The following is a 26,957-nucleotide window of genomic DNA, read 5'->3' on the forward strand; positions in this document are numbered from 1 at the left end:
TTCGGGCTCTATTTGTAGGACTTGTCCAAAGGGGTCCGTATCCTAGGCGCCGTGACTTCCGCCCCACCTCCGGCCCTTCCCTATGCCTTGATCGCCACAGACCTGGACGGGACTCTGCTGCAAGCCGGGGACACCGTCTCCGCCCGCTCGTACGAGGCGCTCGCGAGAGCGCGCGCGGCCGGCGCCCAGCACATCATCGTCACCGGACGCCCCGTTCCCCAGGTCCGACACGTCCTGGACCGGCTCGGCTACACGGGGCTCGCAGTGTGCGGGCAGGGCGCGCAGGTGTACGACGCGGCGCGCGGGCGCCTGCTGCACTCCGTGTCCATGGACCGGGAGCTGGCCGAGGTGGCCCTCGGCAAGATCGAGGCGGAGATCGGCGAGGTCTACGCGGCGGTCAACCAGGAGGGCGTGGACGCGGAGATGCTGATAGGGCCGGGCTACCGGATGTGGCACCCCCACCTGCCGACGGTCCGCGTCCCGCGCCGCTGCGACCTGTGGTCGGCGCCGATCAACAAGGTGCTGCTCCAGCACCCGGAGCTGGACGACGACGAGCTGACCCGGGTGGCGCGGTCGGTGGTCGGCCACCTGGTGAACGTCACGATGGCGGGCGAACACACGGTGGAACTCCAGCCGCCGGGCATCGACAAGGCCAGCGGGCTCGCGCGGGCGGCGGAAGTCCTCGACGTCTCCCCGTCGGGGACGATCGCCTTCGGGGACATGCCGAACGACATCCCGATGTTCGCGTGGGCGGCCCACGGGGTGGCGATGGCCAACTCCCACCACGAGCTGGTGGCGGTCGCCGACGAGATCACCCTGTCGAACGAGGCGGACGGCATCGCGGTGGTCCTGGAGCGGCTGTTCGGCTGACCGCCGTGTCCGTCTCAGCCTCGCCGGCGTTTGAGGCGCGGGATCCGGGGCGGCGCCCCGGGGCCGCCCGCCAGGGCGGTTCGACCGCTCAGCCCGCGACCCGCTCAGCCCGCGACCCGCTCAGCCCGCGACCCGCTCAGCGCGCGACCTGTTCAGCCCGCCGCGCGCGGCAGCCGGCGTTCCCACGTCCGGTGGAAGACCACCTCGTCCCCCTCCCGGCACACCACCTCGTTCGTCGTCAGGAAACCGCCCTCGTCGCAGCGGATCTCCGAGCGCGTCTCCACCCGCGCGTCCCAGCCCAGTTCCGGCCGGTGGAGCCGGATCCGCCACCGCGAGAACGCGCGCGCCGACAACGCGTCCGCGTCCTGGATCTCGTACACCTCCTCCGCGTCCTCGCCGTACTCCAGGCCGTCCGGGTACACCCGGGTGCCCCCGTACCGCGGGTCCACCTCCAGCCGCCACGTTCCGCGGGCGACGTCCCGTACGACCAGCCGTTCCGGACGCGGTTCGTCCAGCGTCGCCGGGAAGACCACACCCAGCGGCTCCGCCTGCTCCGGGGCCTCGAAGACGATCCCGCCGTCCGCCGCGGAGCCCGCCCGGACCGGCAGGGTCAGCGCGCTGCCCGCCGGGTCCAGGGTCCAGCCGGCCTCGGACCCGGCCCGCGGCCAGATCCACGGCCAGTACGCGGAGGACACGGCGAGCCGGATCCGGTGACCCGGCGCGAAGGCGTGCCCGATGCCGTTCAGCTGGAAGGTGACGTCCTCGTACGAGCCCACCGGCCAGGGGAGTGCCCGGTCGCGGCCGCGGCGCGCGGAGAGGTTCAGCGCGCCCCGCGTGACCAGCGTCGAGGAGCCGTCCGGGGCCACGTCGCACAGCCGGGCGACCACCTGCCCGTACGGCACGTCGAGCCGCAGCCGCAGGGTGACCGACGGCCGTCCCAGGATCTCCACCGGCTCCTCGCGCCCCACCGGGAACTCGAAGCAGGCCGACTTCGCGTCCTCCTCCCGCTGGTCCGGCGGCAGGTCTGCGTCGTTGCCGAAGGGGTAGAAGCGGCCCGCGTCCAGCCCGGTGTGCTGCGGGGAGGCGACGTCCACCGGCGCGCCCTGGAACACGTACGGCACGGGGATGACGGACGCCGACGGCCAGGACTTCTCGCCGACCCAGCGGCCCGGGAGCTCCTCGTACACCGTCGCGGGCGGGTGCGAGTCGCTGATCCAGGTGCGCAGCAGCGGCTCCTGCATCACCCCGTTGTCCGCGCCCTTCAGCCAGTGGTCCCACCAGCGCAGGGTCTCCTGCAGGAAGCCGATGGCCGGTCCCGGCGGCAGGCCGCGGTCCGGGTACTGGTGCGACCAGGGCCCGATCAGGCCCCGCACGCGGGCCGGCGGCAGGTGCTCGACCAGCCGCAGCACGGTGTCCCGGTACGGGTCGTGCCAGCCGCCGACCGCGAGCACGGCCGCGCCGATCGCCGTGTAGTCCTCGCAGACGCTGCCGTGGCGCCAGTAGGCGTCGCGCGTCTGGTGGGAGAGCCAGATGTGGACGAGCGGTTCCACCGCCTCCAGCCGGTCCAGCCACATCCGGCGCCAGTCGTCGCCGGCGAACTGCGGGTCGGGCGGGCGGGAGGCGAAGGCCAGCATGGTCGCCGCCCACGCGTGCATGTCCACGGCGAGCACCGAGCCGCCCATGTAGTGCACGTCGTTGTCGTACCGGTCGTCCGTCGAGCAGACGGTCACGACCGCCTTCAGCGGCTCCGGGGCCAGGGCGGCGATCTGGAGGGAGTTGAACCCGCCCCAGGAGATCCCGAACATCCCCACCGACCCCGTGCACCACGGCTGCGCCGCCAGCCACTCCACCACCGCGACCCCGTCGGCCAGCTCGCGGGCGTCGTACTCGTCGCCCGGCCGGCCCCCGCTGCAGCCGTGCCCGCGCACGTCCACCCGTACGGAGGCGTAGCCGTGCCCCGCGTACCAGGGGTGGCGCTGCTGGTCGCGCGGCGCGGTCCAGTCGGTGAGCCGGTACGGGAGGTACTCCAGCAGGGCCGGAACCGGCTCGTCCGTCACCGGGCGCCAGATCCGGGCGTACAGCTCGACACCGTCGGGCAGCGGGATCCGGACATCCTCGTGGGTGGTGCCGTACGGGAAGTCGGTACGGATGATCATCTGGTCTCAGCCGCCAATCGCCTCGGACGTATCCCTCGGGCCCTCGGGCCCGGCCTCAGTGGACGGGGTGCTCGGTGGACGGGGTGCATCGTGCGCCGCAGCCACGGCGCCATCGCCATCACGGCCACGCCCACCGCCACCGCGGCGGTGGAGAAGCCCCGGTGCCGGCCCTGGTGCTTCGGCACCGCCATGGCGCAGTGGCCGCAGGCGATCAGGATGCCGCCCCGGAGCACGGCCCGGTACGAACCGGGGATGCGGTCGGCGAGCCATCCGCCGGCGACGGAGACGAGGTGGACCATGGTCCCGTAGGCCGCCGGGACGGAGGCGGCGGTGCCCGGGTCCGTCCCCGGGCCGCCGTTCGCCACCGTCTCCGCGAAGCAGAGGACGAGGATGGCCTGCATGCCCAGGAACGAGAAACGCTCCCGGACCTCCGGTCCGGAGGGCGTGGCGAGGCCCCTGGGACGGCCGGGGAAGGCATGGTCGTCCCGGGACGGTGGCCGGTCGGCCTCCGGATCCGCGGGCTCGTCCATATCGGTCGCATTTCTGGGCAAAATGCATTCTCCGGTTGTTTCGTCTCCTTCAGAACATACCGGTGCTCATCGGGCAGTGCGCGGGTGGTGGCCGGGAAGGCGCTCTCGGTGATCGAAAACAGACCCGATACGCTGGCTTGAGTGATGGCAGCGACACATCGACAATCCATGTGATCGTCAGCGTGATCGTCAGCAGACAGGAGTACCCCTCGTGACCGTCGTCGGGCCGTTCGGACTGAGCGTGCGGGACCAGGCTCTTGAGACCGATGTCCAGGCCGGACTGGCCGCCGTCGAGGCGGGTCTGCTGGAAGCCACCAAGAGCGAAGTCCCCTTCATCACCGAGGCCGCACAGCACCTGGTCCGGGCCGGAGGCAAGCGGTTCCGGCCGCTGCTGGTGATGCTCGCGTCCCGTTTCGGTGATCCCTACGCGCCCGGCATCGTGCCGTCCGCCGTCGTGGTCGAGCTCACGCACCTCGCGACGCTCTACCACGACGACGTCATGGACGAGGCGGACGTCCGCCGCGGGGTGGAGAGCGCCAACGCCCGCTGGGGCAACTCGGTGGCGGTCCTCACGGGTGACTTCCTGTTCGCCCGTGCCTCGCACATCCTGGCCGACCTCGGGCCGGAGGCCGTACGCGTCCAGGCCGAGGCCTTCGAGCGGCTCGTGACGGGGCAGATCCTGGAGACGGCCGGCCCGCGCGACGGCCGCGACCCCGTCGCCCACTACCTCGACGTCATCGCCGGCAAGACCGGCTCGCTGATCGCGGTCTCCGGCCGCTTCGGCGCGCTGATGTCCGGCGCCGACGAGTCGGTCGTCGACATCCTGACCCAGTACGGCGAGCGGCTCGGCACCGCCTTCCAGCTCGCCGACGACGTCCTCGACATCGCCTCCGACGCGCACGAGTCCGGCAAGACCCCGGGCACCGACCTGCGCGAGGGCATCCCGACGCTGCCCGTGCTGCGGCTGCGCGAGATGGCGGCCCAGGGCGGCGACCCGGCGGACCTGGAGCTCGTCCAGCTCCTGGACGGCGACTTGACGGACGACGCCCGCCACGCCGAGGTGCTCACCCGGCTGCGGGCGCACCCCGCCCTGGAGCGGGCCCGCCGCGACACCATCCAGTACGCCGAGGACGCGCGGGCCATGCTGGCCCCGCTGCCGGAGTGCTTCGCCAAGTCGGCGCTCGAAGAGCTCTGCGACGCGGTGGTGCACCGCGCCGGGTGACGGCCACGCTTGCGGAACGGGCCCTTCCGCCCCAGCGACCCCTACGGGTCGGGGCAGGAGGGCCCGTTCCATGTCATCCCACGGGCGTACGCCGAGTTGCGTCCGGGGACTGACGCCCCGGGGCCGCCGATTTGGTCAGATGGAGTCATCAAACCCCACCAGATCGGGTGAGCGCGGCGACACGGTGGTCACCGCAGTCGACACAGAGGGCAGGGCACTGACATGGCACCGAACACCAAGACTTCCCGCAAGGCCGCCCGGTACGCCGTACCGGTAGCGGTGGCGGGCGTGGCCGCGGCGACCGTTGCGATGGTCCCGGCCTTCGCCAACGCCGGCGGGCCCGACCTGCCGAAGGTGACGGCGCAGCAGCTCATCGAGAAGGTCGCGGCCTCGGACGTGCAGCAGCTGTCCGGCACCGCCCGGATCACCACCGACCTGGGGCTGCCGAAGATCGCGAGCGGGCTGCTCGGCGGCGGCGGCGTCGCGGGCGGCTCCGCCAACCCGGAGGACAAGGTCGCTCAGCTGGCGAACGGCAGCCACACCCTGCGCGTCGCGGCCGACGGCCCGGACCGCCAGCGGCTGACCTTCCTCGACGGCAAGGACGAGTACAGCCTCATCCACAACGGCGACGACGTGTGGGGCTACGACTCCAAGTCGAACGAGGTCTTCCACGAGAAGAACGCCGGGGCCGGACAGGGCAAGGGCAAGGACGGCGGCAAGGAGCACAAGACCGGCGACCGCCTGGCCGCCTCCCCGCAGAAGCTGGCCGAGGAGATCCTGAAGGCCGCCGGCCCCACCACGGACGTCAGCGTGGGCGACACCGCGCAGGTGGCCGGGCGGGACGCCTACCAGCTGGTGCTGAAGCCCAAGCAGACCGGCTCCACGGTCGGCTCGGTCCAGATCGCGGTGGACGCCAAGAACGGCGTGCCGCTGCGCGTGCAGCTGCTGTCCGCCCAGGGCGGCAAGCCGATCGTGGACGCGGGCTTCACCAAGGTCGACTTCGCCAAGCCGGCCGCCGACACCTTCTCCTTCACCGCGCCCAAGGGCGCCAAGGTGACCGAGGGCGTGGACGGGGCGGGCAAGGGCGGCGCGGACGAGCACTGGAAGGCGCTGGAGTCCTTCCCGGGCCTCGGCGGTCTGACCGGCGGCGCGGGCGACAAGGGCGACGTGAAGGTGCTCGGCGAGGGCTGGTCGACCATCGCCCGGATCGACTCGGGCATGAACCGGAACCTGAAGGACCTGGAGAACGACAAGAACACCCCGAAGGAGGCCAAGCAGTTCCTCGACTCCCTCGGGGACAAGGTCACCGGGAAGTTCGGTGAGGGCCGGGTCCTGTCGACCCGCCTGGTCAACGCCCTGATCACGGACGACGGCAAGGTCTACGTCGGCGCGGTCACCAAGGACGCGCTGGTCAAGGCGGCCGACGCCAACAAGTAGTCGGCAGCCGGACGGACCGCCGCAAGGGTGGGCCGGGACTGTGTCCCTGCCCACCCTTGCGTCATTCCCGCTCCGCGTACAGCACACCCGCTGTACGGTGTTGGACATGTCGAGACACGTCACCATCCGCCTGGACGAAGAGTTCCACGAACGCCTGAAGGCACGTGCGGCGGCACTGGGGACGACGGTCACCGCGCTGATCACCGAGGTCACGGAGCGCGAACTCGACGAGGACCGGAAGAACTTCCTCTCCGGCATAGAGGAGTTCGCCGACCACTGGGGTTACTTCCAGCAGCGGTTCGGCAATTGAAGATCACCATGGAGTGGGCCTGGACGGCTCTGGCCCACCATCTCCCGTCCGATCCCGCCGTGTGGGATCCCTCCGGGGTGGCCGCCGCGGTCGCCCGGCACCAGAACGACCTCGTCCTCGTGCCCGAACAGCCCGCCCCGGACACCGCGTGGCGGGCCGCCGCGTTTTTGCACACCCTCGCGGTGTGCCCCGCGCTGGAATCCCCGATGAACGAGTTCTACGCGGCCGCCGCCACCCGCTCGTACCTGCGGGTGGCCGGGGCGAAGCAGCTGCCCTCGCCCGAGGAGCTCGGCGACCTGGTGGAGGCGGCGAAGCTGGGCCGCGCGGACATCGCAGCCGTGGCCGAGGAGCTGCGCGCCCGCATCCAGGACCCGCTCCAGGCGTCCTCGCAGGCTCGTGCCGAGGACGCCTGAGCCGGGAACCGGACCAGCAGGGCGGAAGGCCTAGAAGGTGATCTTCCAGCTGTTGATGTAGCCGACGTCCTGCGCGGCCGAGTCCTTGACCCGGAGCTTCCAGACACCGTTGGCCACCTCGCCGGAGGCGTTGACGGTGTACGTCTGGACGAGGTTGTCGGCGCTGCCGCCACTGCGGTTGTGCAGGTTGTAGACGGTGCCGTCGGGGGCGAGCAGGTCGACCACCAGGTCACCGCGGTAGGTGTGGACGATGTTCACGTCGACCTTGGTGGTCGCGGGCGCGTTGCCCGTCACACCGGAGACCGTGATCGGCGAGGACACCGCCGCCGCGGGGGAGTCCGGGATGTTCACGTCCGCCGTGTTCTCGAAGGACGGGCCCGGCGGGACCGGAGTGGCCGCCCCGAGCGTCCAGATCGCGTAGGCGACGGCGTCGGAGTTGCGGTCCAGGGCGGTGTCGTTGATGTTCGTCAGGCTGTCGCAGGAGGAGTGGTAGCAGCGGTCGAAGGCCTGACCGGAGGTGCCGCCCCACTTCTGCGCCTGGGCCGCCGTCTTGGTGTAGTCGGCGCCGGAGAACAGGCCGCCGACGGGGATGCCCGCGCTCTTGAAGGGCGCGTGGTCGGAGCGGCCGTCGCCCTCGGTCTCGATCTCGGTCGGGATGCCGAGGCCGGTGTAGTAGTTCTTGAAGGTCTGCTCGATCGTCGGGTCGTCGTCGTAGACGAAGTAGCCCGGGTTCGGTGAGCCGATCATGTCGAAGTTCAGGTAGCCGGAGATCTTCGCCTTCTCGGCCGCCGGCAGGTTGTTGACGTAGTACTTCGAGCCGATCAGGCCCAGCTCCTCCGCGCCCCACCAGCCGAAGCGCAGGTGCTTGGTGGGCTGCAGACCGGCCCGGGAGACGGCGAGGGCCGTTTCCAGGACGGCCGCGCTGCCGGAGCCGTTGTCGTTGATGCCCGCGCCCGAGGTCACCGAGTCCAGGTGCGAACCGGCCATCAGGACCGAGTTCGGGTCGCCGCCCGGCCAGTCGGCGATCAGGTTGTAGCCAGTGGCGCCGCTGGAGGTGAAGGTCTGCAGGGTGGTCGTGAAGCCGGCCGCGTCGAGCTTGCCCTTCACGTAGTCGATCGAGGCCTTGTAGCCGGCCCTGCCGTGGGCGCGGTTGCCGCCGTTGTTGGCGGCGATGGTCGAGAGCTGCGACAGATGGGCCTTGACGTTGGCCAGCGGTATGTCGGGCGGTGTCGGCGCCGCGGCGACCGCCGTGGGGGCGGCGAGTGCGGCGGGGGCGGCGGAGGCGAACAGGCCGGCGACCGCGAACGCGGTCACGGCAGCAAGGCGCCGGGAGACGGACAGGCTCATGTGGGGGCTCCGGGATTCCGCGGGGATATGACGGAACGAGTGGCGATAGAGCAGGTGAGCGTTAGTGCGTCAGTGCGAGCCTGATGTTCAGCGAGAGTATGACTGTCCGTCAAGACCACAATTCGGTCAGGGCGGTTCGGAAAACGGACGATCCCCGGTACGGGTGGCCCGTACCGGGGATCGAGGGTGTGAAGGGTTTGCCGCTGCGAGCCCCGCGGGGCTCCGTGCCGCGCGTCTCTCGGGCGGCGTTACGCGGGCTCGCGGGCCGGCGTCGCCAGGACGGCCGGCGCCGCCGCCTCCAGCCTGACCCGGGACCGCCGCGCCGTACGCAGCGCGTCCCAGGTGAGGATCACGAGCGCGGCCCACACCAGGGAGAAGCCCGCCCAGCGCTCGGGCGGCATGGCCTCGTGGAAGTACAGGACGCCGAGCCCGAACTGGAAGACCGGGGCCATGTACTGGAGCAGCCCGAGGGTGGACAGCGGGACCCGGATCGCGGCCATCCCGAAGAACACCAGCGGGATCGCCGTGACCAGCCCGGTCGCGGCCAGCAGGAGCGAGTGGGCGACACCGTGCGAGGCGAAGGTGGACTGGCCCTGCGCGCCGAGCCACAGGACGTATCCCAGGGCGGGCAGGAACAGCACGGCCGTCTCGGCGGTCAGCGACTCCAGGCCGCCCATGTTGAGCTTCTTCTTGATCAGCCCGTACGTGGCGAAGGAGAAGGCGAGGATCAGCGAGATCCACGGCGGCCGCCCGTAGCCGATGGCGAGCACCAGCACGGCGACGAAGCTGAGGCCGACCGCCACCCACTGCGCGCGGCGCAGCCGCTCACCGAGCACCAGCACGCCGATGGCGATGCTGACCAGGGGATTGATGAAGTAGCCGAGGCTCGCCTCGACGACGTGCTCGTTGTTGACGGCCCAGATGTACAGGCCCCAGTTCACGCTGATCACCGCGGCGGCCAGGGCGGTCAGGCCCAGCTTGCGGGGCTGGCGGAGCAGCTCGCGTATCCAGCCCCAGCGGCGCAGGGCGAGCAGCGCCAGACCGACCACGGCCAGGGACCACACCATGCGGTGGGCGAGGATCTCGATCGCCCCGGAGGGCTTGAGGAGCGGCCAGAAGAGGGGGACCAGCCCCCACATCCCGTATGCGCCGAATCCGTAGAGCAAACCCGTGCGCTGCTCGTTCTCTGCCTTCACGGGGCCTCCTGTACGACTTCCAGCCAACTTCACGACGGTATCGCCGTACGGCTCAGATGTCATGCCCGTAATCGGGAGATACTCATGACATCTTTCGGGGCCTTAGGCCGTCTCTTCCGGATCTTTCCGGACGACCCGGGCTCATCCGGCAAGATCCGGAAGAGACGGCCTAAGGCCCCGGGCCGCGCCGGACGCGACGGAGCCCGGATCCTGGGCAGGATCCGGGCTCCGTTCGCGGGCGGGCGGTGCGCGCGCTACCCGACGACCGTCCAGGTGTCGCTGCCGGCCAGCAGCGCCCCGAGGTCGCCCTTGCCGCTGCGGTCGATGGCCGCGTCGAGCTGGTCGGCCATGAGGGTGTCGTAGACGGGCCGCTCCACGCTGCGGAACACCCCGATCGGGGTGTGGTGCAGGGTGTCGGGGTCGGCGAGACGGGAGAGCGCGAACGCGGTGGTGGCGCTGGCGTTCTTCGCGTCGTGCACCAGGATCCGCGCCTCGTCGGCCGCGGTGACCTCGACGACCTCCAGTTCTCCGGTGGCCGGGTTGCGTACGACACCCTTCGCGCCGTCCGCGCCGAAGCGGATCGGCTGCCCGTCCTCCAGCCGGATCACGGCTTCCAGGGCCTGGTCCTTGTCCTTGAGGACCTCGAAGGCGCCGTCGTTGAAGATGTTGCAGTTCTGGTAGATCTCCACGAGCGCCGTGCCCTGGTGGTCGGCGGCCTGGCGGAGTACCTCGGTGAGGTGTTTGCGGTCGGAGTCGACGGTCCGGGCGACGAAGGAGGCTTCGGCTCCGATCGCCAGCGACACCGGGTTGAAGGGCGCGTCCAGCGAGCCCATCGGCGTCGACTTGGTGATCTTGCCGACCTCGGAGGTGGGGGAGTACTGGCCCTTGGTCAGCCCGTAGATCCGGTTGTTGAACAGCAGGATCTTCAGGTTGACGTTGCGGCGCAGGGCGTGGATGAGGTGGTTGCCGCCGATGGACAGCGCGTCGCCGTCGCCCGTGACCACCCAGACGGACAGGTCGCGGCGGGAGGTGGCGAGGCCGGTGGCGATGGCCGGGGCGCGGCCGTGGATCGAGTGCATCCCGTACGTGTTCATGTAGTACGGGAAGCGGGAGGAGCAGCCGATGCCCGAGACGAAGACGATGTTCTCCTTCGCGAGGCCCAGCTCGGGCATGAAGCCCTGAACCGCGGCCAGCACGGCGTAGTCACCGCATCCGGGGCACCAGCGGACCTCCTGGTCCGACTTGAAGTCCTTCATCGACTGCTTGCTCTCGGCCTTCGGTACCAGCGAGAGCAGCGTCCGCTCCCCTTCGGTCACCTCAGTCATCGATGGCCTCCTTGAGAACCGTGGCGAGCTGCTCCGCCTTGAACGGCATTCCGTTGACCTGGTTGTACGACTGCGCGTCGACCAGGTATTTCGCCCGGATCAGGGTGGCGAGCTGCCCGAGGTTCATCTCCGGCACCACTACCTTCTCGTAACGCTCCAGGACCTCGCCGAGATTCCTGGGGAAGGGGTTGAGGTGGCGCAGGTGGGCCTGGGCGATGGGGAGTCCGGCGTTCCGCAGCCGGCGGACGGCCGCCGTGATGGGGCCGTAGGTGGAACCCCAGCCCAGGACCAGAGTGGTGGCGCCGTCCGGGTCGTCGACGTCGATGTCGGGCACCTGGATGCCGTCGATCTTGGCCTGGCGGGTGCGGACCATGAGGTCGTGGTTGGCCGGGTCGTAGGAGATGTTGCCGGTGCCGTCCTGCTTCTCGATACCGCCGATGCGGTGTTCGAGGCCGGGGGTGCCGGGGATGGCCCAGGGCCGGGCGAGGGTCTCCGGGTCCCGTTTGTACGGCCAGAACACCTCGGTGCCGTCGGACAGGGTGTGGTTCGCACCGGTGGCGAACTTGACCTTCAGGTCGGGCAGGTCGGCGACCTCCGGGATCCGCCAGGGCTCGGACCCGTTGGCCAGGTAGCCGTCGGAGAGCAGGAAGACCGGGGTCCGGTAGGTGAGCGCGATCCGGGCCGCGTCGAGGGCGGCGTCGAAGCAGTCCGCGGGGGTCCGCGGCGCCACGATGGGCACGGGGGCCTCACCGTTGCGGCCGAACATGGCCTGGAGGAGGTCCGCCTGCTCCGTCTTGGTCGGCAGTCCGGTGGAGGGGCCGCCGCGCTGGATGTCCACGATCAGCAGCGGAAGCTCCAGCGACACCGCGAGGCCGATCGTCTCCGACTTGAGCGCCACACCGGGCCCGGAGGTGGTGGTCACCCCGAGCGCGCCGCCGAAGGCCGCGCCGAGCGCCGCGCCGATGCCGGCGATCTCGTCCTCGGCCTGGAAGGTCCGCACGCCGAAGTTCTTGTGCTTCGACAGCTCGTGCAGGATGTCCGAGGCCGGGGTGATCGGGTAGGAGCCCAGGTAGAGGGGCAGGTCGGCCTGCTGGCTCGCGGCGACGAGACCGTAGGAGAGCGCCAGGTTCCCGGAGATGTTGCGGTAGGTGCCGGTGGGGAAGGCGCGGGTGGCCGGGGCGACCTCGTAGGAGACCGCGAAGTCCTCGGTCGTCTCCCCGAAGTTCCAGCCCGCCCGGAAGGCGACGACGTTCGCCTCGGCGATCTCGGGCTTCTTCGCGAACTTCTGCCGCAGGAAGTTCTCGGTGCCCTCGGTGGGCCGGTGGTACATCCACGACAGCAGGCCCAGCGCGAACATGTTCTTGCTGCGCTCGGCCTCCTTGCGGGAGAGGCCGAAGTCCTTCAGCGCCTCGACCGTCAGGGTGGTCAGCGGCACCGGGTGCAGGCTGTAGGCGTCGAGGGAGCCGTCCTCCAGCGGCGAGGTGGCGTAGCCGACCTTGGCCATGGGGCGCTTGGTGAACTCATCCGTGTTGATGATGATCTCCGCGCCGCGCGGCAGGTCCGCGATGTTCGCCTTCAGGGCCGCCGGGTTCATCGCCACCAGCACGTTCGGGGCGTCGCCCGGCGTGAGGATGTCGTGGTCGGCGAAGTGGAGCTGGAAGGAGGAGACGCCCGGGAGGGTTCCGGCGGGGGCGCGGATCTCGGCGGGGAAGTTCGGCAGCGTCGACAGGTCGTTCCCGAAGGACGCCGTTTCCGAGGTGAAGCGGTCACCGGTGAGCTGCATACCGTCACCGGAGTCACCCGCGAATCGGATGATCACACGATCGAGGCGGCGCACTTCCTTGCCGCCCGGACTCTCCGGGGTGCGCTGTCCACCGACAACCGCACCCCCGGCCCCGTCGGCCTGCTCGGCTGGGCTGCTGACCTGGCTGGTCACTGAACTGGACCTCCTTCGAGGCGTGAGCACCCCCGGAACCAACCCTACGTCGGTAGGGATCAGGCCCCCAGGAGTGACCACATTCTGGACCGTAGGACCGCCCCTTGAGACGGCCCTGCCGGTATGCCATATCTGACAGAGTGTCAGTCGATCAAGATTTCAGATAGGTGAGAACGGCCAGTACTCGCCGGTGATCCCCGTCACTCGGCGAAAGGCCCAGCTTCATGAAGATGTTGCTGACGTGCTTTTCCACCGCTCCGTCGCTCACGACCAGCTGCTTCGCCACGGCGGAATTCGTCCGGCCCTCGGCCATCAGCCCGAGCACCTCGCGCTCGCGCGGGGTCAGGCCCGCCAGTACGTCCTGCTTCCGGCTGCGACCGAGCAGCTGGGCGACGACCTCGGGGTCCAGGGCCGTACCGCCCCGGGCCACCCGCACCACCGCGTCCAGGAACTCGCGGACCTCGGCCACCCGGTCCTTGAGCAGATACCCCACCCCGGTGCTGGAACCGGCCAGCAGTTCGGTGGCGTACTGCTCCTCCACGTACTGGGACAGCACGAGCACGCCTATCCCGGGGTAGTCGCGGCGCAGCCGCACCGCAGCCCGTACCCCCTCGTCCGTGTGGGTCGGCGGCATCCGCACGTCCGCCACCACCACATCCGGCAGCGCCCCCTCGGCCGCCAGGTCCGCCACCGTCTTGATCAGGGCCTCTGCGTCCCCGACGCCCGCCACGACGTCATGCCCCCGGTCGGTCAGCAACCGGGTCAGGCCCTCACGCAGCAGCACTGAATCCTCGGCGATGACCACCCGCACCCTGTCTTCCACGACTCAGCAGCTCCCGCGTCCACTCGTTCACGCACTACCTGACTCAGCCAAGCATCCCAGCCTTGGGTCCCGGTGAAGGCAGAGCCGCGACAACACGTCGTCGTACGGGGGGAGTTTTCGAGTACTGGACGGTCGCATACCGCAAATGGGCGCCGCGCGCGCCGGGAGTTGCGAAGGGCCGGACCATCCGGCCCGGCCCTTGCGTCGGCAGCTCCGTCGGGCCGTCGGGCCGTCGGGCTAGGGGCGCCAGGGCAGCTCGGCGGTGACGGTCGTCCCGCCCCCGGCGGGGGAGTCGACGACCAGCACCCCGTCCACGGCGTCCAGCCGCTCGGTCAGCCCCGCCAGCCCCGTGCCCTCCCACGGCCCGGCCCCGCCCCGGCCGTCGTCGGCGACCTGGATCAGCAGCCGCTTCCCGGACTTCCACACGTCCACCGAGGCCGACCGGGCCAGCGCGTGCTTGCTGACGTTCTGCAGCAGCTCCGAGACCGTGAAGTACGCGATCCCCTCGATCGCCGCCGCGGGCCGGGCCGGCAGATCCACGGCCACCCGTACCGGCACCGCGCACCGCGAGGCAACCGAGGACAGCGCCGCGTCCAGCCCCCGGTCGGTCAGCACGGCCGGGTGGATCCCGCGGGCCAGGTCGCGCAGCTCCTGGAGGGCGATCTTCACCTCACCGTGCGCCTCGTCCACCATCCGGGCGGCGGCCTGCGGATCCTCGGTCAGCTTCTCCTTCGCCAGCCCCAGATCCATCGCCAGCGCCACCAGCCGGGCCTGCGCCCCGTCGTGCAGGTCCCGCTCGATGCGCCGCAGGTCGGCGGCGGCGGTGTCCACGACCACCCCGCGGTCGGACTCCAGCTCGCTGACGCGGGTGGCCAGGCTGGACGCCCCGAGCAGCCCGCCGACCATGACCCGGTCGACGGTGGCCAGGGCGCGGATCACCCACGGGGTGGCGAGGGTGATGGCCAGCCCGATGAGGCTGGTGAGGGCGATCATGACCGGTGAGTCGAGGTAGAAGGTGTAGTCGTCGTTCTGGAAGAGCTGCAGGCCGGGCTGGTCGGTGTAGGCCGGGAAGACCCAGAACCAGAGCGGGTACAGCAGGTAGGCCCACCCGCACGCCCAGAGCACCAGGGACAGGCAGAAGGAGAACACCGCCCACGGGAAGTGGATGACCGAGTACAGCGCGTGGCGCCAGGCGCTCCCGCTCTTGAGCAGCGCACCCATGGCGGCCAGCGGCCCGGCCTTCTTCGCCCGGATCGGCGCGGGGGCGGCGATGTCCGTCCCGAGCAGCGCGCGCACCCGGGCCCGCTCCACCTGCCCGAAGCCGCGGCACATGGCGAGCACACCGGCGAGAACCGGAACGCCGAGGAAGGTGACGAGCAGTCCGGCGCCGAGGCTCACGCCGGCGATGGCGAGCGAGAAGTACAGCGTGCTCAGCGGCAGCCCGATCAGCAGGTACCCCAACTCCCGCCAGGTCCGACCCTCGACCGGAGCCCGCAGCACCGCGCCGATCCCGCCGCCCGTGCCTCTGCCGTTGCCCATGATCCCGACCCACCCTTCCGGTCCTCCGCTTCACCCCCACCCTGCCGCCCCCCGACCCCCCACAACCATGCGGCGGGTCGGCATCTCCACCGGGGGGTTAACCCCACCCCCTCACCCCGGCCCCATCCGAGCCGCTGCCGCCACATCCAGCCCGGCCGGTGCTTTCGGGGCGGCGCTGCCAAAGTCAGCCCCGCCGGCGTTTGAGGCGCCCCCACCCAACCCCGCAGGTGCCTTCGAGACGGCGCCGCCACATCCAGCCCCGCCGGCGTTTGAGGCGCGGGGTCCGGGGCGGAGCCCTGGGAAACGGCGCCGCAGCGGACCCCGTACGGGACGCGGCCCATCCCCGCAGCCCCGCCGGCGAGGCGCACGGCGGCGGACATACGAGCGGGACCCCCGCCCACCCCGGACGGGAGTCCCGCTCACCAGCAACGACAAGGGGCCCGGGGCCTACCCCCGGTCCCGCCACGGCAGCTCGGCCGTGACCACGGTCCCCACCCCCACGGGCGAGTCCACCACCAGCACCCCGTCCACCGCCCCCAACCGCTCCGCGAGCCCCGCCAGCCCGCTCCCCCCGGAGGGACTCGCACCGCCCCGCCCGTCGTCCGACACCCGGATCATCAGCCTCGTCCCCGCCCGCCACACCTCCACCGTCGCGCCCCGCGCCCCCGGCCCCGCGTGCTTGCTCACGTTCTGCAGCAGCTCGGACACCACGAAGTACGCGATCCCCTCGATCGCCTCCGCCGGCCGCGCCGCCAGTCGTGCAGCCGACGGATCCGCCGACGGATCCCCCGGCAGATCCACCGCCACCTTCACCGGCACCACGCACCGCGCCGCCACCGACGACAGCGCCGCGTCCAGCCCCCGGTCCGTCAGCACGGCCGGGTGGATCCCCCGCGCGAGGTCCCGCAGCTCCTGGAGGGCCAGCTTCACCTCCCCGTGCGCCTCGTCGACCATCGCCGCCGCGCCCTCCGGGTCCTCCAGCAGCTTCTCCTTCGCCAGGCCCAGCCCCATCGCCAGCGCCACCAGCCGGGCCTGCGCCCCGTCGTGCAGATCCCGTTCGATGCGCCGCAGGTCGGCCGCCGCCGTGTCCACCACGACCCCCCGGTCGGATTCCAGCTCCGCGATCCGCCGCTCCAGGTCGTCGGAGGGCGACAGCAGCCCCCGTACCATCGCCCGGTCCACGTTCGCCATCAGCCGGACCAGGTACGGAAGCACCGGCCACAGCACGAACAGGCCGGTCAGCGCTACCGTGAAGGTGAGTACTCCCCACGGCAACCGGATCAGCTGGTACAGCACCGTCCGCCAGCCGACCGGGTCCTTGATGCTCGTCCACAGCCAGGGGAAGAATCCGCCGGTCCGCTTCGGACCGGGGATCGGGGTCGGCTCGTCCACCCGTACGCCCAGCAGCCCGCGGGCGCGTGCCCGGTCCAGCCGTCCCAATTGCCGAGACAGATACAGACCACACGCGAGCAGGGGAATTCCGACCGCGGTCACGGAAAGACCGCCGGCCGTGGAAACCATGACAACCGCGCAAACAAAACCGACGATCGCCAACGGCAGGTTGCTCACCAGATAGGCGATCTCCTTCCACGTCACGGCGCTGAAGACGGCGCGTACGGGGGGAGGCCGATCGTTGTCGGGTACGGCATGGCTCATGGTCATGCGCCACACCCTGTCAAGTACGACCCGCTGATGCCATGGGGTGGCCGGGGTGCTGTGAACGGGGGATAACCCCACCCCGTGTGAGGCAGGCCCTAGACTCCCGTCCGTACCAGATCGTCGACAGTGACCGAGGAGCGAGGAACGGACGTGCCTGAACCGACGGTATCGACCGTAACCGTGCTCGCGGCGGACTACTTCCGGAGTTATTCGGTCGTCGGTCTGCTCGCCGCCCTCGGTGTGCTTTTCGTGGCCGTCGCCTTCGGCGCGGGCCGCCTGCTGCGGCCCGTCGTCCCGACCCCCGAGAAGCTGCTGACCTACGAATGCGGTGTGGACCCGGTCGGCGAGGGCTGGGCGCACACCCAGGTCCGCTACTACGTCTACGCGTTCCTCTACGTCATCTTCGCCGTCGACTCGATCTTCCTGTTCCCGTGGGCGACGGTGTTCGCCGCCGCCGGTTACGGCGCCACGACCCTGGTCGAGATGTTCATCTTCCTGGGCTTCCTGGCCGTCGGCCTGCTCTATGCGTACAAGAAGGGCGTCCTCGAATGGACGTGACACCGGCTGTGACGCCGACCGAGGGCGTGCTGCTCCCGGAGCCCAAGCGCCTCGGAGTCCTCTCCCGCCTGGCCCCGGAACCGATGAAGGTGGTCCTGAACTGGGGCCGCCGGTACAGCCTGTGGGTCTTCAACTTCGGCCTGGCCTGCTGCGCGATCGAGTTCATCGCCGCGTCCATGGCCCGGCACGACTTCATCCGGCTCGGTGTGATCCCCTTCGCGCCGGGCCCCCGCCAGGCAGACCTCATGATCGTCTCGGGCACCGTCACGGACAAGATGGCCCCGGCGGTGAAGCGGCTCTACGAGCAGATGCCGGAGCCGAAGTACGTCATCTCCTTCGGCGCCTGCTCCAACTGCGGCGGCCCCTACTGGGACTCGTACTCGGTGACGAAGGGCGTCGACCAGATCATCCCGGTCGACGTCTACGTGCCGGGCTGCCCGCCGCGCCCCGAAGCCCTCCTCCAGGGCATCCTCAAGCTCCAGGAGAAGATCGCCCGCGAGTCGCTGGCCGAGCGTTACGCGGCCGGGCCGTCCGTGTCCCAGCTGACGAGCGGCCTGGTCACGCCCCCGCCGGCACCCGCGCAGGGGGCCGGCGCGTGAACCTCTACGACTCCCTTCCCGACGCGGCGCCGACGGTCTTCGGGGCCGAGGCCGTCGCCGAGTTCTCGTACGACGTCCTCACGGTGGACGTGCCCGTCGGCAGCTGGATCTCCGCCCTCGAAATCGCCCGGGACAAGCTGGGCTGCACGTACTTCGACTGGCTGAGCGCGGTGGACGAGCCCGGCACCGGCTTCCGGATCTGCGCGCACGTCGCGTCGCTGGAGAACCACCGGGTGCGCCGGCTGCTGCTGCGCACGACCGTCCCGCACAGCGCCCCCTCCCTGCCGTCCGCGGTCGCCGTCTACGCGGGGGCGGAATGGCACGAGCGCGAGACGTTCGAGATGTTCGGGGTGATCTTCACCGACCACCCGCACCTCGTCCCCCTCCTCCTGCCGGAGAACTTCGAGGGCCACCCGCTGCGCAAGGACTTCGTCCTGGCCGCGCGCGTCGCCAAGGCCTGGCCCGGTGCCAAGGAGCCCGGCGAGGCGCACGACCCGGACGCGCCCAAGCGCCGCCAGATGCTCCCGCCGGGCGTACCGGACCCCAACGACTGGGGCCCGATGAAGGGCCAGCTCCCGCCGGCCCCGTCCCGTCCGGCCCGCACCCCGCGTGCGGCCGGCGCGGCGGGCGCCGCCGCGCGCACCCCGCGCGAGGGCGCCCCGGTCCGCCGTACCCGCTCGGTCACCGAGGGCTCGGCCACCCAGCCCCCGGCGGACGCGGCCACCGAGGCGACCGGGGAGTCCACCCCCCGCCCGCCGCGCCGCACCCGCTCGGTGTCGGAGGGCTCGGCAAGCCAGTCGGCCCCGGCCGACGCGATCACCGAGACGCCCGCGGAAAGCACCCCGCGCCCGCCCCGCCGCACCCGCTCCGTCGCCGACGGCTCGGTGAGCCAGACTCCGGCCCCGGCCCTGGCCCCGGCCCCGGCCCTGGCCCCGGCCCCGGCCCCGGCCCCGGCCCCGGCCCCGGCCCCGGACGAAGCCGCCGCGGGCGCCGCCCCGGAGACAGGGGAGGCGGCGGCCGCGCCACGCCGCCCGGCACCGCGCAGCTCGGACGCCCCCTGGCACGACCCGAAGCCCGCCTTCGAGGAACCGGCTCCCGGGCCGACTCCCAAGGCAGAGCCGGAGGCCGGACCCGAGCCGGCCCCGGAGGCTGGACCCGAGCTGGCCCCGAAGGCCGGACCCGAGCCGGCCCCGGAGGCCGAACCTAAGGCCGGACCCAAGGCCGACCCGAAGGCCGAACCCAAGGCCGACCCGAAGGACGACCCGAAGGACGACCCGAAAGCCGGGCCCGCCGCGGGCGACGGGACCCGCCCCACCACCGACCCCACCCCCGACCCCGACAACGGAGGCGACGCGTGAACGACGTCCTCGACGTCGCCCTGCGGCTGATCGTCGTCTTCGCCGTCTTCCTCGTGCTCCCGCTCGTCGTCGGGCAGACCGAGCACAAGGTGATGGCCCACATGCAGGGCCGCCTCGGCCCCATGTACGCCGGCGGCTTCCACGGCTGGGCCCAGCTCGTCGCCGACGGCGTGAAGTTCGCGCAGAAGGAAGACATCGTCCCGGCGGGCGCCGACCGCCGGATCTTCCAGCTCGCCCCCGCCGTCGCCCTGCTGCCGTACCTCCTGGTCCTCCTGGCCATCCCCATCGGACCGGGCGAGGGCGCCGTCGGCCAGGTCATCGACGCGGGCCTGTTCTTCGCGCTCGCCGTCATGGGTGTCGGAGTCCTCGGCTCCCTGATGGCCGGCTGGGCCTCCGCGAACAAGTTCTCCATGCTCGGCGGCCTGCGCACGGCCGCCCAGCTGCTCGCCTACGAGCTCCCGATGCTGCTCGCCGCCGCCTCCGTCGCCATGGCGGCCGGTACGGTCTCCCTCCCCGGGATCGTCGAGGCCTTCGAGTGGTGGTGGCTGCCCTGGCAGATCGTCGGCGCACTCGTCTTCTTCACCGCCGGCCTCGCCGAACTGCAGCGGCCCCCCTTCGACATGCCCGTCGCCGACTCCGAGATCATCTTCGGCGCGTACACCGAGTACACCGGCCTGCGCTTCGCCCTGTTCCTCCTCGCCGAGTACGCCGGCATCGTCGTCCTCTGCGCCCTGACCACCGTCCTGTTCCTCGGCGGCTGGCACGGTCCCTTCGGCGACGACCTCGGCTGGGTCTGGACCCTGCTCAAGATCGCGATCCTCGCCTTCGTCGTGATCTGGCTCCGCGTGAGCTACCCGCGCCTGCGCGAGGACCAGCTCCAGAAGCTCGCCTGGACCACACTCATCCCGCTCGCGCTCGCCCAGATCGCGCTCACCGGCATCGTGAAGGTGGCGATCCAGTAATGCCCATCCCCGGATCCGGCCTGGCCAAGGGCCTGGCCGTCACGCTGCGCACGATGACGAAGCGCTCGCACACGGCCCAGTACCCCGAGGTCCAGCCCGAACTGCCGCCCCGCTCCCGCGGGGTCATCGGTCTGTTCGAGGAGAACTGCACCGTCTGCATGCTCTGCGCCCGTGAATGCCCCGACTGGTGCATCTACATCGACTCCCACAAGGAGACGGTCCCGGCGTCCACCCCCGGTGGCCGCGAGCGCAGCCGCAACGTCCTCGACCGCTTCGCCATCGACTTCTCCCTCTGCATGTACTGCGGGATCTGCATCGAGGTGTGCCCCTTCGACGCCCTCTTCTGGTCGCCGGAGTTCGAGTACGCGGAGACCGACATCCACGAGCTGACCCACGAGCGCGACAAGCTCCGCGAATGGATGTGGACCGTCCCGGCGCCGCCCGCGCTGGACCCGGCCGCCGAGGAGCCCAAGGAGATCGCCGCCGCCCGCAAGGCGGTGGAGAAGGCCGAAGCCGCGGCCGCGGCGGCAGCCGCCGCCGGAGCCGCCGCCCAGGCGGCCGAGACCGAACCGCCGACCGACCCGACCCCGGAGGGAGACGCGTGAGCCCCGCCGCCACCCTGGCCGCAGCCGCCACCACCGGGCCCGGCTTCCTCTCCCCGACCGGCGTAGAGATCGCCTTCGTCCTCGTCGGACTCGCCACCCTCGGCGCGGCCCTCGTCACGGTCACCACCAAGCAGCTGGTGCACGCCGCCCTGTGGCTGGTCGTCGCGCTCGGCGGCATCGCCGTCGAGTACCTGCTGCTGACCGCCGAGTTCATCGCCTGGGTCCAGGTCCTCATCTACCTCGGTTCCGTGGTCGTCCTCCTCCTCTTCGGACTGATGCTCACCAAGGCCCCCATCGGCCGCTCCCCGGACGCGGACTCCGGCAACCGCTGGATCGCGCTCGGCGTCGCCGTCGTCGCGGCCGTGTCGCTGGTCTGGGTGGTCGTCGACGCCTTCCGCACCACCTGGATCGACCTCGACGGACCGGTCCAGGGCTCCACCAAGGTCTCCGGCGAGATCCTCTTCCAGCACTGGGTGCTGCCGTTCGAGGCGCTCTCCGTCCTCCTCCTCGCAGCCCTGATCGGGGCCATCGTGCTGTCCCGCAGGAACGACCCCGCCGACCCCGCCACCCCGGCCGGCCCCGGCGAGAAGAAGGGCCGGCGCTGATGCACCTCGCCTACCCCGCCGTACTCGCGGCGCTCCTCTTCTGCACGGGCCTGTACGGCGTACTCGCCCGCCGCAACGCCATCCTGGTCCTGATGTCCGTCGAGCTGATGCTCAACGCCGTCAACCTCAACCTGGTGGCCTTCGACGTCTGGCTGCGCGACGCCCTGCACGCCGGCCAGGCCCTCACCCTCTTCACCATCGCGATCGCCGCCGCCGAGATCGGCATCGGCCTCGCGATCGTGCTGATGGTGTACCGCAACCGGGGCACCTCCGACGTCGACCGGCTGCGCGACACCGCCGAGGGCTACGAGCCCGCCGCGAACAACCAGAGCGAGGTCACCGCGTGAGCACCACGACCCTCGCCGTCCTCGTCCCGCTGCTCCCCTTCCTGGGCGCGGTGGCGGGACTGCTGCTCGGCCGCAGCGCACCCGGGTTCGTCCGGCCGCTCGCGATCCTGCCGACGCTCGGCGCCGCCGTACTGGCCGTACTCGTCGCCATCCGCCAGGGCGGCGGCGAGACGATCAGCGCCGCGACCGAGCTGACCCCGACCGGCTCGGTGCCGATCGACCTCTCGCTCTACATCGACGGCTTCGCCGCACTGGTCGCCGTCCTGGTCGGGGTGGTCGCCACCTGCGTACAGGTCTACTCGACGGCGTACCTCCGTGAGGACCCGCGCTACCCGTCGTATGCCGCTCTCGTCTCACTGTTCACCTCCGCCATGCTGCTCGTCGTCTACTCCGGCGACCTGATGGTGCTGCTGGTCGGCTGGGAGATCATGGGCATCTGCTCGTACTTCCTGGTCGGCCACTACTGGGAGACCGAAGCGGCCCGCTCCGCCTCCCTGAAGGCCTTCCTCGTCACCAAGCTCGGCGACGTCCCCTTCCTGATCGGCCTGTTCGCGCTCGCCGCCGACGCCGGTTCGTTCGAGATCCCGAAGATCCTGGGCACCGTCGCCGCGGGCGGACTCGACCACCCGACACTGATCGCGCTGCTCCTGCTCGCCGGTGTCGCGGGCAAGTCCGCGCAGTTCCCCCTGCACACCTGGCTCCCCGACGCCATGGCGGGCCCCACCCCGGTCTCGGCGCTGATCCACGCCGCGACCATGGTCGCCGCCGGTGTCTACTTCATCGCCCGCCTCCTGCCCGTCTTCGCGGCCTCCCAGGCCGCGCTGGTGGTCATGGCCGTGATGGCGGCCGTCACGATGGTCGGCTCCGGCCTGGCCGCCATCGCCCAGGACGACATCAAGCGGGTGCTCGCCTACTCCACGATCGGTCAGCTCGGCTACATGGTCGGCGCCCTGGCCGTCGGTGACCGCGGCGCCGCCGTGTTCCACCTCCTGTCCCACGGCGCCTTCAAGGCGCTCCTCTTCCTCGGCGCCGGCGTGATCATCCACGCCGCCGGTACGAACTCCCTGGGCGTCATGTCCCGGATGGACGGCCTGGCCAAGCGCATCCCCGACGCCTTCTGGACGATGACGATCGCGCTGCTCGCGCTCGCCGCGGTCCCGCCCTTCGCAGGCTTCTTCTCCAAGGAAGCCGTCCTCGTCGCCGCCGAGCACACCGCGACCGGCCACTCGGAGTTCGCGCCCAGCGCCGCCGGCTGGCTGGTGCTCGTCGCCGGTCTGCTGACCGCCCTGCTCACCGCCGCCTACGCCACCCGGCTGTGGCTGATGGCCTTCCGCGGCCGGGGCGCTGCCGCCCCCGACCACGGCAAGGAGCCCCTCGCCATGACCGGCGTGCTGTGGCTGCTGGCGATCCCGTCGATCGGCTTCGGCCTCGCGGCCGGCCCCATCTCCGACTGGTTCGACGGCGGGGAACTCACCCCGACGCTCGTCACCTCGGTCCTCGGCACGGGCGCCGCGGCCATCGGCGCGATGCTCACCTACGCCCTCTGGCAGCGCGCCTCGGCCAAGGCCGTCCTCGCGACCGCCGCCGGCCCCGGAGACGGTGCCGCAGCCGGAGTGCCCACCGCCGCTGCCGCTGCCGCCGCCGAATCCGCCGCGGAAGCCCCCGAGGTGGCCGAGGTGACCCACGATCACCCCGCCGTCCCGGCCGGCCCCGCCGCCGACCCCGGCAAGGCGTTCCTCGGCCCGCTGCACCGCCACGCGGCCGTCGGCTTCCACCTCGACGCCGTCTACGACCGGCTGTTCGTCCGGCCCGTCCAGGCCGCCGCGAGCCTCGTCCGCTTCCTCGACCGCGAGGTCGTGGACACGTACGTCCGCGGCGCGGGCACCGGCACCCAGCTGCTCGGCAGCCTCGTACGCCGTGCCCAGACCGGCAACGTGCAGAGCTACCTGAGCGCCCTGCTCGCCGGCGCCGTGGTCCTGGCGATCGCCACCGCCGTCCTCGCCAACGTCAACGCCGGATCGTGAGCCGTGAGTCAGCCGTGATTGATATCAGCCCGTCCGTGATGCAGTTCCTTCTGGCGTTCATCGTGGCCGCACCGCTCCTCGGCTCCGCCGCGGCGCTCCTGCCGGCCCCGCCCGGCCTCAAGGGCAAGAGCCCCGAACAGGCCGTGCTCCGCCACGGCGTGACCGTGACCGGCGTGATCCTCGCCGCGGCCATCGCCCTCACCCTGGGCTTCGACCACGACACCCCGTCCCGCATCCAGGCGACGACGGACATCAGCTGGATCCAGGCGCTGAACGTCCGGATCCACCTCGGCGTCGACGGCATCTCGCTCCCCCTCCTCCTGATGACCGCGCTGCTGTTCTTCCTCTGCGCGCTCTACAGCTACTTCAAGCTCCCCGCAGGCCCCTCCCCGAAGGCCTTCGTCGCACTGCTCCTCGTCCTGGAGTCCGGCACCCTCGCGACCTTCGCCGTCCTCGACCTGCTGCTCTTCTTCCTCGCCTTCGAGATGGTCCTCATCCCGATGTACTTCCTCATCGCCCGCTGGGGCGGTGCTCAGCGGCAGGCCGCCGCCTGGAAGTTCATCCTCTACACGCTCCTCGGCTCCGTTGTGATGCTGCTCGGTCTGCTCCTGATCGGACTGAACAGCGGCACTTTCGACATGGTGACACTGGCCTCTGACAATGGCCGCGAACTGTCCCACACCACCCAGCTCCTGGCCGTTCTCGCCATCGGTATCGGCCTCGCCGTGAAGACCCCGATGTGGCCGCTGCACAGCTGGCTGCCGGACGCCCACACCGCCGCGCCCACCGTCGGATCCGTCCTGCTGGCCGGCGTCCTGCTCAAGATGGGCACGTACGGGTTCGTCCGCATCCTGCTCCCCATCACCCCCGACGGCATGGCCACCTTCGCCCCCTACCTGGGCGCCTTCGCCGCCGTCGGCATCGTCTACGGATCGCTCGCCTGCCTCGCGCTGGCCCGCAAGGGGAACAAGGGCGACCTCAAGCGCCTCATCGCCTACTCCTCCGTCGGCCACATGGGCTTCGTCCTCCTCGGCATCGCGAGCATGACCCCCACCGGCGTCAACGGCGCGCTCTTCGCCAACATCGCCCACGGCCTGATCACCGGCCTCCTCTTCTTCATGGTCGGCGCCCTCAAGGACCGCTACGGCACCGCCGACCTCGACACCCTCGCCGGAGCCACCGGCGCCGCCCTCTACGGCCGCGCCCCCCGCTTCGGCGCATTCCTCGCCTTCGCCGCCGTCGCCTCCCTGGGCCTGCCGGGCCTGGCCGGCTTCTGGGGCGAGATGCTGGCCCTCTTCGGCGCCTTCGACCCCGCCGAGGGCCTCTCCCGCCCCGCGTTCCTCACGTACGTGGCCGTCGGCGCGCTCGGCACCCTGCTCACCGCCGCCTACCTCCTGATCGTCGTAAGGCGCGTCTGCATGGGAGACCCGAAAGCCGGTCCCGAGCTCGCCGTCGCGGACATCCAGCGCTACGAGTTCGCCGCCTGGACCCCGCTCGTCGCCCTCACCGTCCTCGCCGGCCTGTGGCCCGCGGTCCTCCTCGGCCTCACCGACCCGGCCGTCCAGAAGCTCCTCGCAGGAGGCAACTCATGACGGCCATGACGACCCTGACGGTCCTCTCCGCCGAGGCCCCGAGCCTGGTCCAGTCCGTCGACTGGCTCGCCATCGCACCCGTGCTGATCACCGCCGTCGTCGGCCTGGCCGTCCTCGTCGCCGACCTGTTCCTCGCCGAGCGCCACAAGCCGGTCCTCGGCTGGATCTCGGTCGCCGGCCTCGCCGCCGCGACCGCCACCCTGCTGCCCCTGCGCGCCGGTGACCGCGCCACCTTCTGCCTCACCGGCGACCCGGCGGCCTGCAGCTACGTCGCCGACCGCTTCACACTCGTCATCCAGTTCCTGGTGCTGGCCGGCGCCCTGGTCACCGCCCTGGTGTCGGTCACCGCCGTCCGCGACACCCGCATGCCGGCCGGCGAGTACTGGTTCCTGCTGCTCTCCTCCGCCGCCGGCGCGGCCCTGCTGCCCGCCTCCCGCGACCTCGCCACCCTGATCGTCGCGCTCGAAGTCGCCTCGCTGCCCGCCTTCGCCCTCGTCGGCATGCGCCGCGGCGACCGGCTCTCCTCCGAGGCCGCCCTGAAGTTCTTCCTGTCCTCCGTCACCGCCACCGCCGTGTCGCTGATGGGCGTCAGCTTCGTCTACGCCGCCACCGGCTCCCTGCACCTCACCCAGGTCGCCGACCGTCTCGAAGACGTCCCCGGGCAGCTCGACACCCTCGCCGTGGCCGGTGTCGCGCTCACCCTCGTCGGCTTCGCCTTCAAGACCGCGGCCGTCCCCTTCCACTTCTGGGTCCCCGACACCTACGTCGGCGCCCCCCTGCCCATCGCCGGCTACCTCTCGGTGATCGGCAAGGCCGTCGGCTTCACCGGCCTCATCCTCGTCACGGTGATCGCCTTCCCGGCGTACTCCGACATCTGGGGCCCGGCCCTGGCCGTCCTCGCCGCACTCACCATGACCCTGGGCAACGCCGCCGCCCTGCGGCAGTCCCCGGACCGCCCGAACAGCGCCGTACGGCTGCTCGCCTGGTCATCGGTCGGCCAGGCCGGATACCTGCTGGTCCCGATCGCCGCGGCCGCGTACTCCGGGCGCGACCAGATCGGCTCCACCGTCGCCTACGCCCTCATGTACGCCGTCGTGAACCTCGGTGCCTTCGCCGTGGCCGCCCTGGTCGCCCGCACCAAGCCGCTCCACCGGATCAGCGACTACCGCGGGCTCTACGCCGAGCGCCCGCTGGCCGCCCTCTCCCTGGGCTTCTTCCTGCTCTGCCTGGCGGGCCTGCCGCCGGGCATCATCGGGCTCTTCGCCAAGGTCACCGTCTTCCAGTCCGCGGTCGACGCGGGCCTGGGCTGGCTGGCCGTGGTCATGGCGATCAACGTCGTCATCGCCCTGTACTACTACCTGCGCTGGACGGCCCTGCTCTTCCGCACCCCCGAGGGAGCGCAGACCCGTACGCGCGCCCCCTGGCCGGTGGCGGCGGCCATCGTCGTCACCGCGATCACGGCGGTCGTCGTCTCGGGCGCCCCGGAACTCATCCTGCGCGTCACCTCGGGCAGCCTCTTCGCGCAGTAACCGGCGCGTGTAACC

The 26,957-nt window shown here is 71.4% G+C and carries 23 protein-coding genes and 1 pseudogene; 15 read left to right on the forward strand and 9 right to left on the reverse strand.

Translation table 11 applies throughout. From position 1 onward, the window contains the following. Window positions 1-51 precede the first annotated feature (51 nt). Window positions 52-870 (forward strand): Cof-type HAD-IIB family hydrolase, encoded by an 819-nt coding sequence (locus tag ACFY04_RS32225; protein WP_389122205.1) that lies wholly within the window; start codon window positions 52-54, stop codon window positions 868-870. Window positions 871-1,022: 152 nt separating this feature from the next. Here the strand turns inward: ACFY04_RS32225 and ACFY04_RS32230 are convergent, their stop codons facing one another. Both ACFY04_RS32230 and ACFY04_RS32235 read right to left on the reverse strand, forming a co-directional pair. After that, window positions 1,023-3,026, reverse strand: coding sequence for a CocE/NonD family hydrolase (locus ACFY04_RS32230; protein WP_389122207.1), 2,004 nt, complete (start codon window positions 3,024-3,026; stop codon window positions 1,023-1,025). Between the two features lie 175 nt (window positions 3,027-3,201). Further along, window positions 3,202-3,556: pseudogene (locus tag ACFY04_RS32235) on the reverse strand (MFS transporter); the annotation flags it as partial. Window positions 3,557-3,767: 211 nt separating this feature from the next. Here ACFY04_RS32235 and ACFY04_RS32240 point away from each other — a divergent pair. From ACFY04_RS32240 to ACFY04_RS32255, 4 genes are all read left to right on the forward strand, one after another. Then, window positions 3,768-4,778: a polyprenyl synthetase family protein gene (locus ACFY04_RS32240; RefSeq protein ID WP_373042855.1), complete on the forward strand. Its 1,011-nt coding sequence runs from the start codon at window positions 3,768-3,770 to the stop codon at window positions 4,776-4,778. A 222-nt stretch (window positions 4,779-5,000) separates the two neighbouring features. Further along, the gene (locus ACFY04_RS32245) at window positions 5,001-6,215 is read left to right on the forward strand and encodes an outer membrane lipoprotein carrier protein LolA (protein WP_389122210.1); all 1,215 of its coding nucleotides are present in this window, start codon (window positions 5,001-5,003) and stop codon (window positions 6,213-6,215) included. A 106-nt stretch (window positions 6,216-6,321) separates the two neighbouring features. Beyond that, a complete protein-coding gene (locus ACFY04_RS32250) occupies window positions 6,322-6,525 on the forward strand; it encodes a ribbon-helix-helix domain-containing protein (RefSeq protein ID WP_223835884.1) in 204 nt (67 codons plus the stop codon). After that, window positions 6,522-6,938: a hypothetical protein gene (locus ACFY04_RS32255; RefSeq protein WP_389122212.1), complete on the forward strand. Its 417-nt coding sequence runs from the start codon at window positions 6,522-6,524 to the stop codon at window positions 6,936-6,938. Before ACFY04_RS32250 ends, ACFY04_RS32255 begins: the two co-directional genes overlap by 4 nt. Before the next feature lie 30 nt (window positions 6,939-6,968). Here ACFY04_RS32255 and ACFY04_RS32260 read toward each other — a convergent pair whose 3' ends face one another. From ACFY04_RS32260 to ACFY04_RS32290, 7 genes are all read right to left on the reverse strand, one after another. Further along, window positions 6,969-8,285, reverse strand: coding sequence for a M28 family metallopeptidase (locus tag ACFY04_RS32260; protein ID WP_389122215.1), 1,317 nt, complete (start codon window positions 8,283-8,285; stop codon window positions 6,969-6,971). A 248-nt stretch (window positions 8,286-8,533) separates the two neighbouring features. Beyond that, window positions 8,534-9,481, reverse strand: a complete 948-nt coding sequence (rarD, locus tag ACFY04_RS32265) for an EamA family transporter RarD (RefSeq protein WP_389122217.1) — start codon at window positions 9,479-9,481, stop codon at window positions 8,534-8,536. Between the two features lie 254 nt (window positions 9,482-9,735). Continuing rightward, window positions 9,736-10,806 carry a 2-oxoacid:ferredoxin oxidoreductase subunit beta gene (locus ACFY04_RS32270; RefSeq protein WP_389122218.1) on the reverse strand — a complete coding sequence of 357 codons (1,071 nt, stop codon included), beginning with the start codon at window positions 10,804-10,806 and terminating at the stop codon, window positions 9,736-9,738. Further along, window positions 10,799-12,742 carry a 2-oxoacid:acceptor oxidoreductase subunit alpha gene (locus ACFY04_RS32275; RefSeq protein ID WP_389122221.1) on the reverse strand — a complete coding sequence of 648 codons (1,944 nt, stop codon included), beginning with the start codon at window positions 12,740-12,742 and terminating at the stop codon, window positions 10,799-10,801. Before ACFY04_RS32275 ends, ACFY04_RS32270 begins: the two co-directional genes overlap by 8 nt. Before the next feature lie 151 nt (window positions 12,743-12,893). Further along, on the reverse strand, window positions 12,894-13,553 hold the full coding sequence (locus ACFY04_RS32280; RefSeq protein ID WP_373042948.1) for a LuxR C-terminal-related transcriptional regulator: 660 nt from the start codon (window positions 13,551-13,553) through the stop codon (window positions 12,894-12,896). A gap of 249 nt (window positions 13,554-13,802) precedes the next feature. Next, complete coding sequence (locus ACFY04_RS32285) at window positions 13,803-15,104, reverse strand: sensor histidine kinase (RefSeq protein ID WP_389122223.1); 1,302 nt, start codon at window positions 15,102-15,104, stop codon at window positions 13,803-13,805. 447 nt (window positions 15,105-15,551) lie between these two features. Then, on the reverse strand, window positions 15,552-16,766 hold the full coding sequence (locus ACFY04_RS32290) for a sensor histidine kinase (RefSeq protein ID WP_389122225.1): 1,215 nt from the start codon (window positions 16,764-16,766) through the stop codon (window positions 15,552-15,554). A gap of 147 nt (window positions 16,767-16,913) precedes the next feature. On the opposite strand from ACFY04_RS32290, the gene ACFY04_RS32295 reads away from it, so the two are divergent. The 10 genes from ACFY04_RS32295 to ACFY04_RS32340 are packed head-to-tail and all read left to right on the forward strand — an operon-like array spanning window position 16,914 to window position 26,942. Further along, window positions 16,914-17,321, forward strand: a complete 408-nt coding sequence (locus ACFY04_RS32295) for an NADH-quinone oxidoreductase subunit A (protein WP_030012240.1) — start codon at window positions 16,914-16,916, stop codon at window positions 17,319-17,321. Then, on the forward strand, window positions 17,312-17,920 hold the full coding sequence (locus ACFY04_RS32300; RefSeq protein ID WP_189733430.1) for an NADH-quinone oxidoreductase subunit B: 609 nt from the start codon (window positions 17,312-17,314) through the stop codon (window positions 17,918-17,920). Before ACFY04_RS32295 ends, ACFY04_RS32300 begins: the two co-directional genes overlap by 10 nt. Further along, window positions 17,917-19,278: an NADH-quinone oxidoreductase subunit C gene (locus ACFY04_RS32305; RefSeq protein ID WP_389122228.1), complete on the forward strand. Its 1,362-nt coding sequence runs from the start codon at window positions 17,917-17,919 to the stop codon at window positions 19,276-19,278. Before ACFY04_RS32300 ends, ACFY04_RS32305 begins: the two co-directional genes overlap by 4 nt. Continuing rightward, window positions 19,275-20,240 (forward strand): NADH-quinone oxidoreductase subunit H, encoded by a 966-nt coding sequence (locus ACFY04_RS32310; protein ID WP_389122230.1) that lies wholly within the window; start codon window positions 19,275-19,277, stop codon window positions 20,238-20,240. The genes ACFY04_RS32305 and ACFY04_RS32310 overlap by 4 nt, the downstream gene beginning before the upstream one ends. Next, the gene (locus tag ACFY04_RS32315; protein WP_389122233.1) at window positions 20,240-20,845 is read left to right on the forward strand and encodes a NuoI/complex I 23 kDa subunit family protein; all 606 of its coding nucleotides are present in this window, start codon (window positions 20,240-20,242) and stop codon (window positions 20,843-20,845) included. Before ACFY04_RS32310 ends, ACFY04_RS32315 begins: the two co-directional genes overlap by 1 nt. Further along, window positions 20,842-21,450 carry an NADH-quinone oxidoreductase subunit J gene (locus tag ACFY04_RS32320; RefSeq protein ID WP_389122236.1) on the forward strand — a complete coding sequence of 203 codons (609 nt, stop codon included), beginning with the start codon at window positions 20,842-20,844 and terminating at the stop codon, window positions 21,448-21,450. The genes ACFY04_RS32315 and ACFY04_RS32320 overlap by 4 nt, the downstream gene beginning before the upstream one ends. Continuing rightward, entirely contained in the window at window positions 21,450-21,797 is a 348-nt protein-coding gene (nuoK, locus tag ACFY04_RS32325; RefSeq protein ID WP_389122238.1) for an NADH-quinone oxidoreductase subunit NuoK, read from the forward strand. Before ACFY04_RS32320 ends, nuoK begins: the two co-directional genes overlap by 1 nt. Then, the gene (locus tag ACFY04_RS32330; RefSeq protein ID WP_389122241.1) at window positions 21,794-23,821 is read left to right on the forward strand and encodes an NADH-quinone oxidoreductase subunit L; all 2,028 of its coding nucleotides are present in this window, start codon (window positions 21,794-21,796) and stop codon (window positions 23,819-23,821) included. Before nuoK ends, ACFY04_RS32330 begins: the two co-directional genes overlap by 4 nt. A gap of 38 nt (window positions 23,822-23,859) precedes the next feature. Continuing rightward, the gene (locus ACFY04_RS32335; RefSeq protein WP_389122286.1) at window positions 23,860-25,413 is read left to right on the forward strand and encodes a NuoM family protein; all 1,554 of its coding nucleotides are present in this window, start codon (window positions 23,860-23,862) and stop codon (window positions 25,411-25,413) included. Continuing rightward, window positions 25,410-26,942 carry an NADH-quinone oxidoreductase subunit N gene (locus ACFY04_RS32340; protein ID WP_389122243.1) on the forward strand — a complete coding sequence of 511 codons (1,533 nt, stop codon included), beginning with the start codon at window positions 25,410-25,412 and terminating at the stop codon, window positions 26,940-26,942. The genes ACFY04_RS32335 and ACFY04_RS32340 overlap by 4 nt, the downstream gene beginning before the upstream one ends. Window positions 26,943-26,957 lie beyond the last annotated feature (15 nt).

Origin of the sequence: Streptomyces sp. NPDC001549 (assembly GCF_042894025.1) — a bacterium.
Taxonomy (GTDB): Bacteria; Actinomycetota; Actinomycetes; order Streptomycetales; family Streptomycetaceae; genus Streptomyces; species Streptomyces kutzneri.

What these genes read in the sequence shown, in the direction of transcription:
- ACFY04_RS32230 (WP_389122207.1), bottom strand. Translation starts at nt 3,026, where the DNA reads ATGATCATCCGTACCGACTTCCCGTACGGCACCACCCACGAGGATGTC.
- ACFY04_RS32245 (WP_389122210.1), top strand. Translation starts at nt 5,001, where the DNA reads ATGGCACCGAACACCAAGACTTCCCGCAAGGCCGCCCGGTACGCCGTA.
- ACFY04_RS32250 (WP_223835884.1), top strand. Translation starts at nt 6,322, where the DNA reads ATGTCGAGACACGTCACCATCCGCCTGGACGAAGAGTTCCACGAACGC.
- ACFY04_RS32260 (WP_389122215.1), bottom strand. Translation starts at nt 8,285, where the DNA reads ATGAGCCTGTCCGTCTCCCGGCGCCTTGCTGCCGTGACCGCGTTCGCG.
- ACFY04_RS32270 (WP_389122218.1), bottom strand. Translation starts at nt 10,806, where the DNA reads ATGACTGAGGTGACCGAAGGGGAGCGGACGCTGCTCTCGCTGGTACCG.
- ACFY04_RS32285 (WP_389122223.1), bottom strand. Translation starts at nt 15,104, where the DNA reads ATGGGCAACGGCAGAGGCACGGGCGGCGGGATCGGCGCGGTGCTGCGG.
- ACFY04_RS32290 (WP_389122225.1), bottom strand. Translation starts at nt 16,766, where the DNA reads ATGACCATGAGCCATGCCGTACCCGACAACGATCGGCCTCCCCCCGTA.
- ACFY04_RS32300 (WP_189733430.1), top strand. Translation starts at nt 17,312, where the DNA reads ATGGACGTGACACCGGCTGTGACGCCGACCGAGGGCGTGCTGCTCCCG.
- ACFY04_RS32315 (WP_389122233.1), top strand. Translation starts at nt 20,240, where the DNA reads ATGCCCATCCCCGGATCCGGCCTGGCCAAGGGCCTGGCCGTCACGCTG.
- nuoK (WP_389122238.1), top strand. Translation starts at nt 21,450, where the DNA reads ATGCACCTCGCCTACCCCGCCGTACTCGCGGCGCTCCTCTTCTGCACG.
- ACFY04_RS32335 (WP_389122286.1), top strand. Translation starts at nt 23,860, where the DNA reads ATGCAGTTCCTTCTGGCGTTCATCGTGGCCGCACCGCTCCTCGGCTCC.
- ACFY04_RS32340 (WP_389122243.1), top strand. Translation starts at nt 25,410, where the DNA reads ATGACGGCCATGACGACCCTGACGGTCCTCTCCGCCGAGGCCCCGAGC.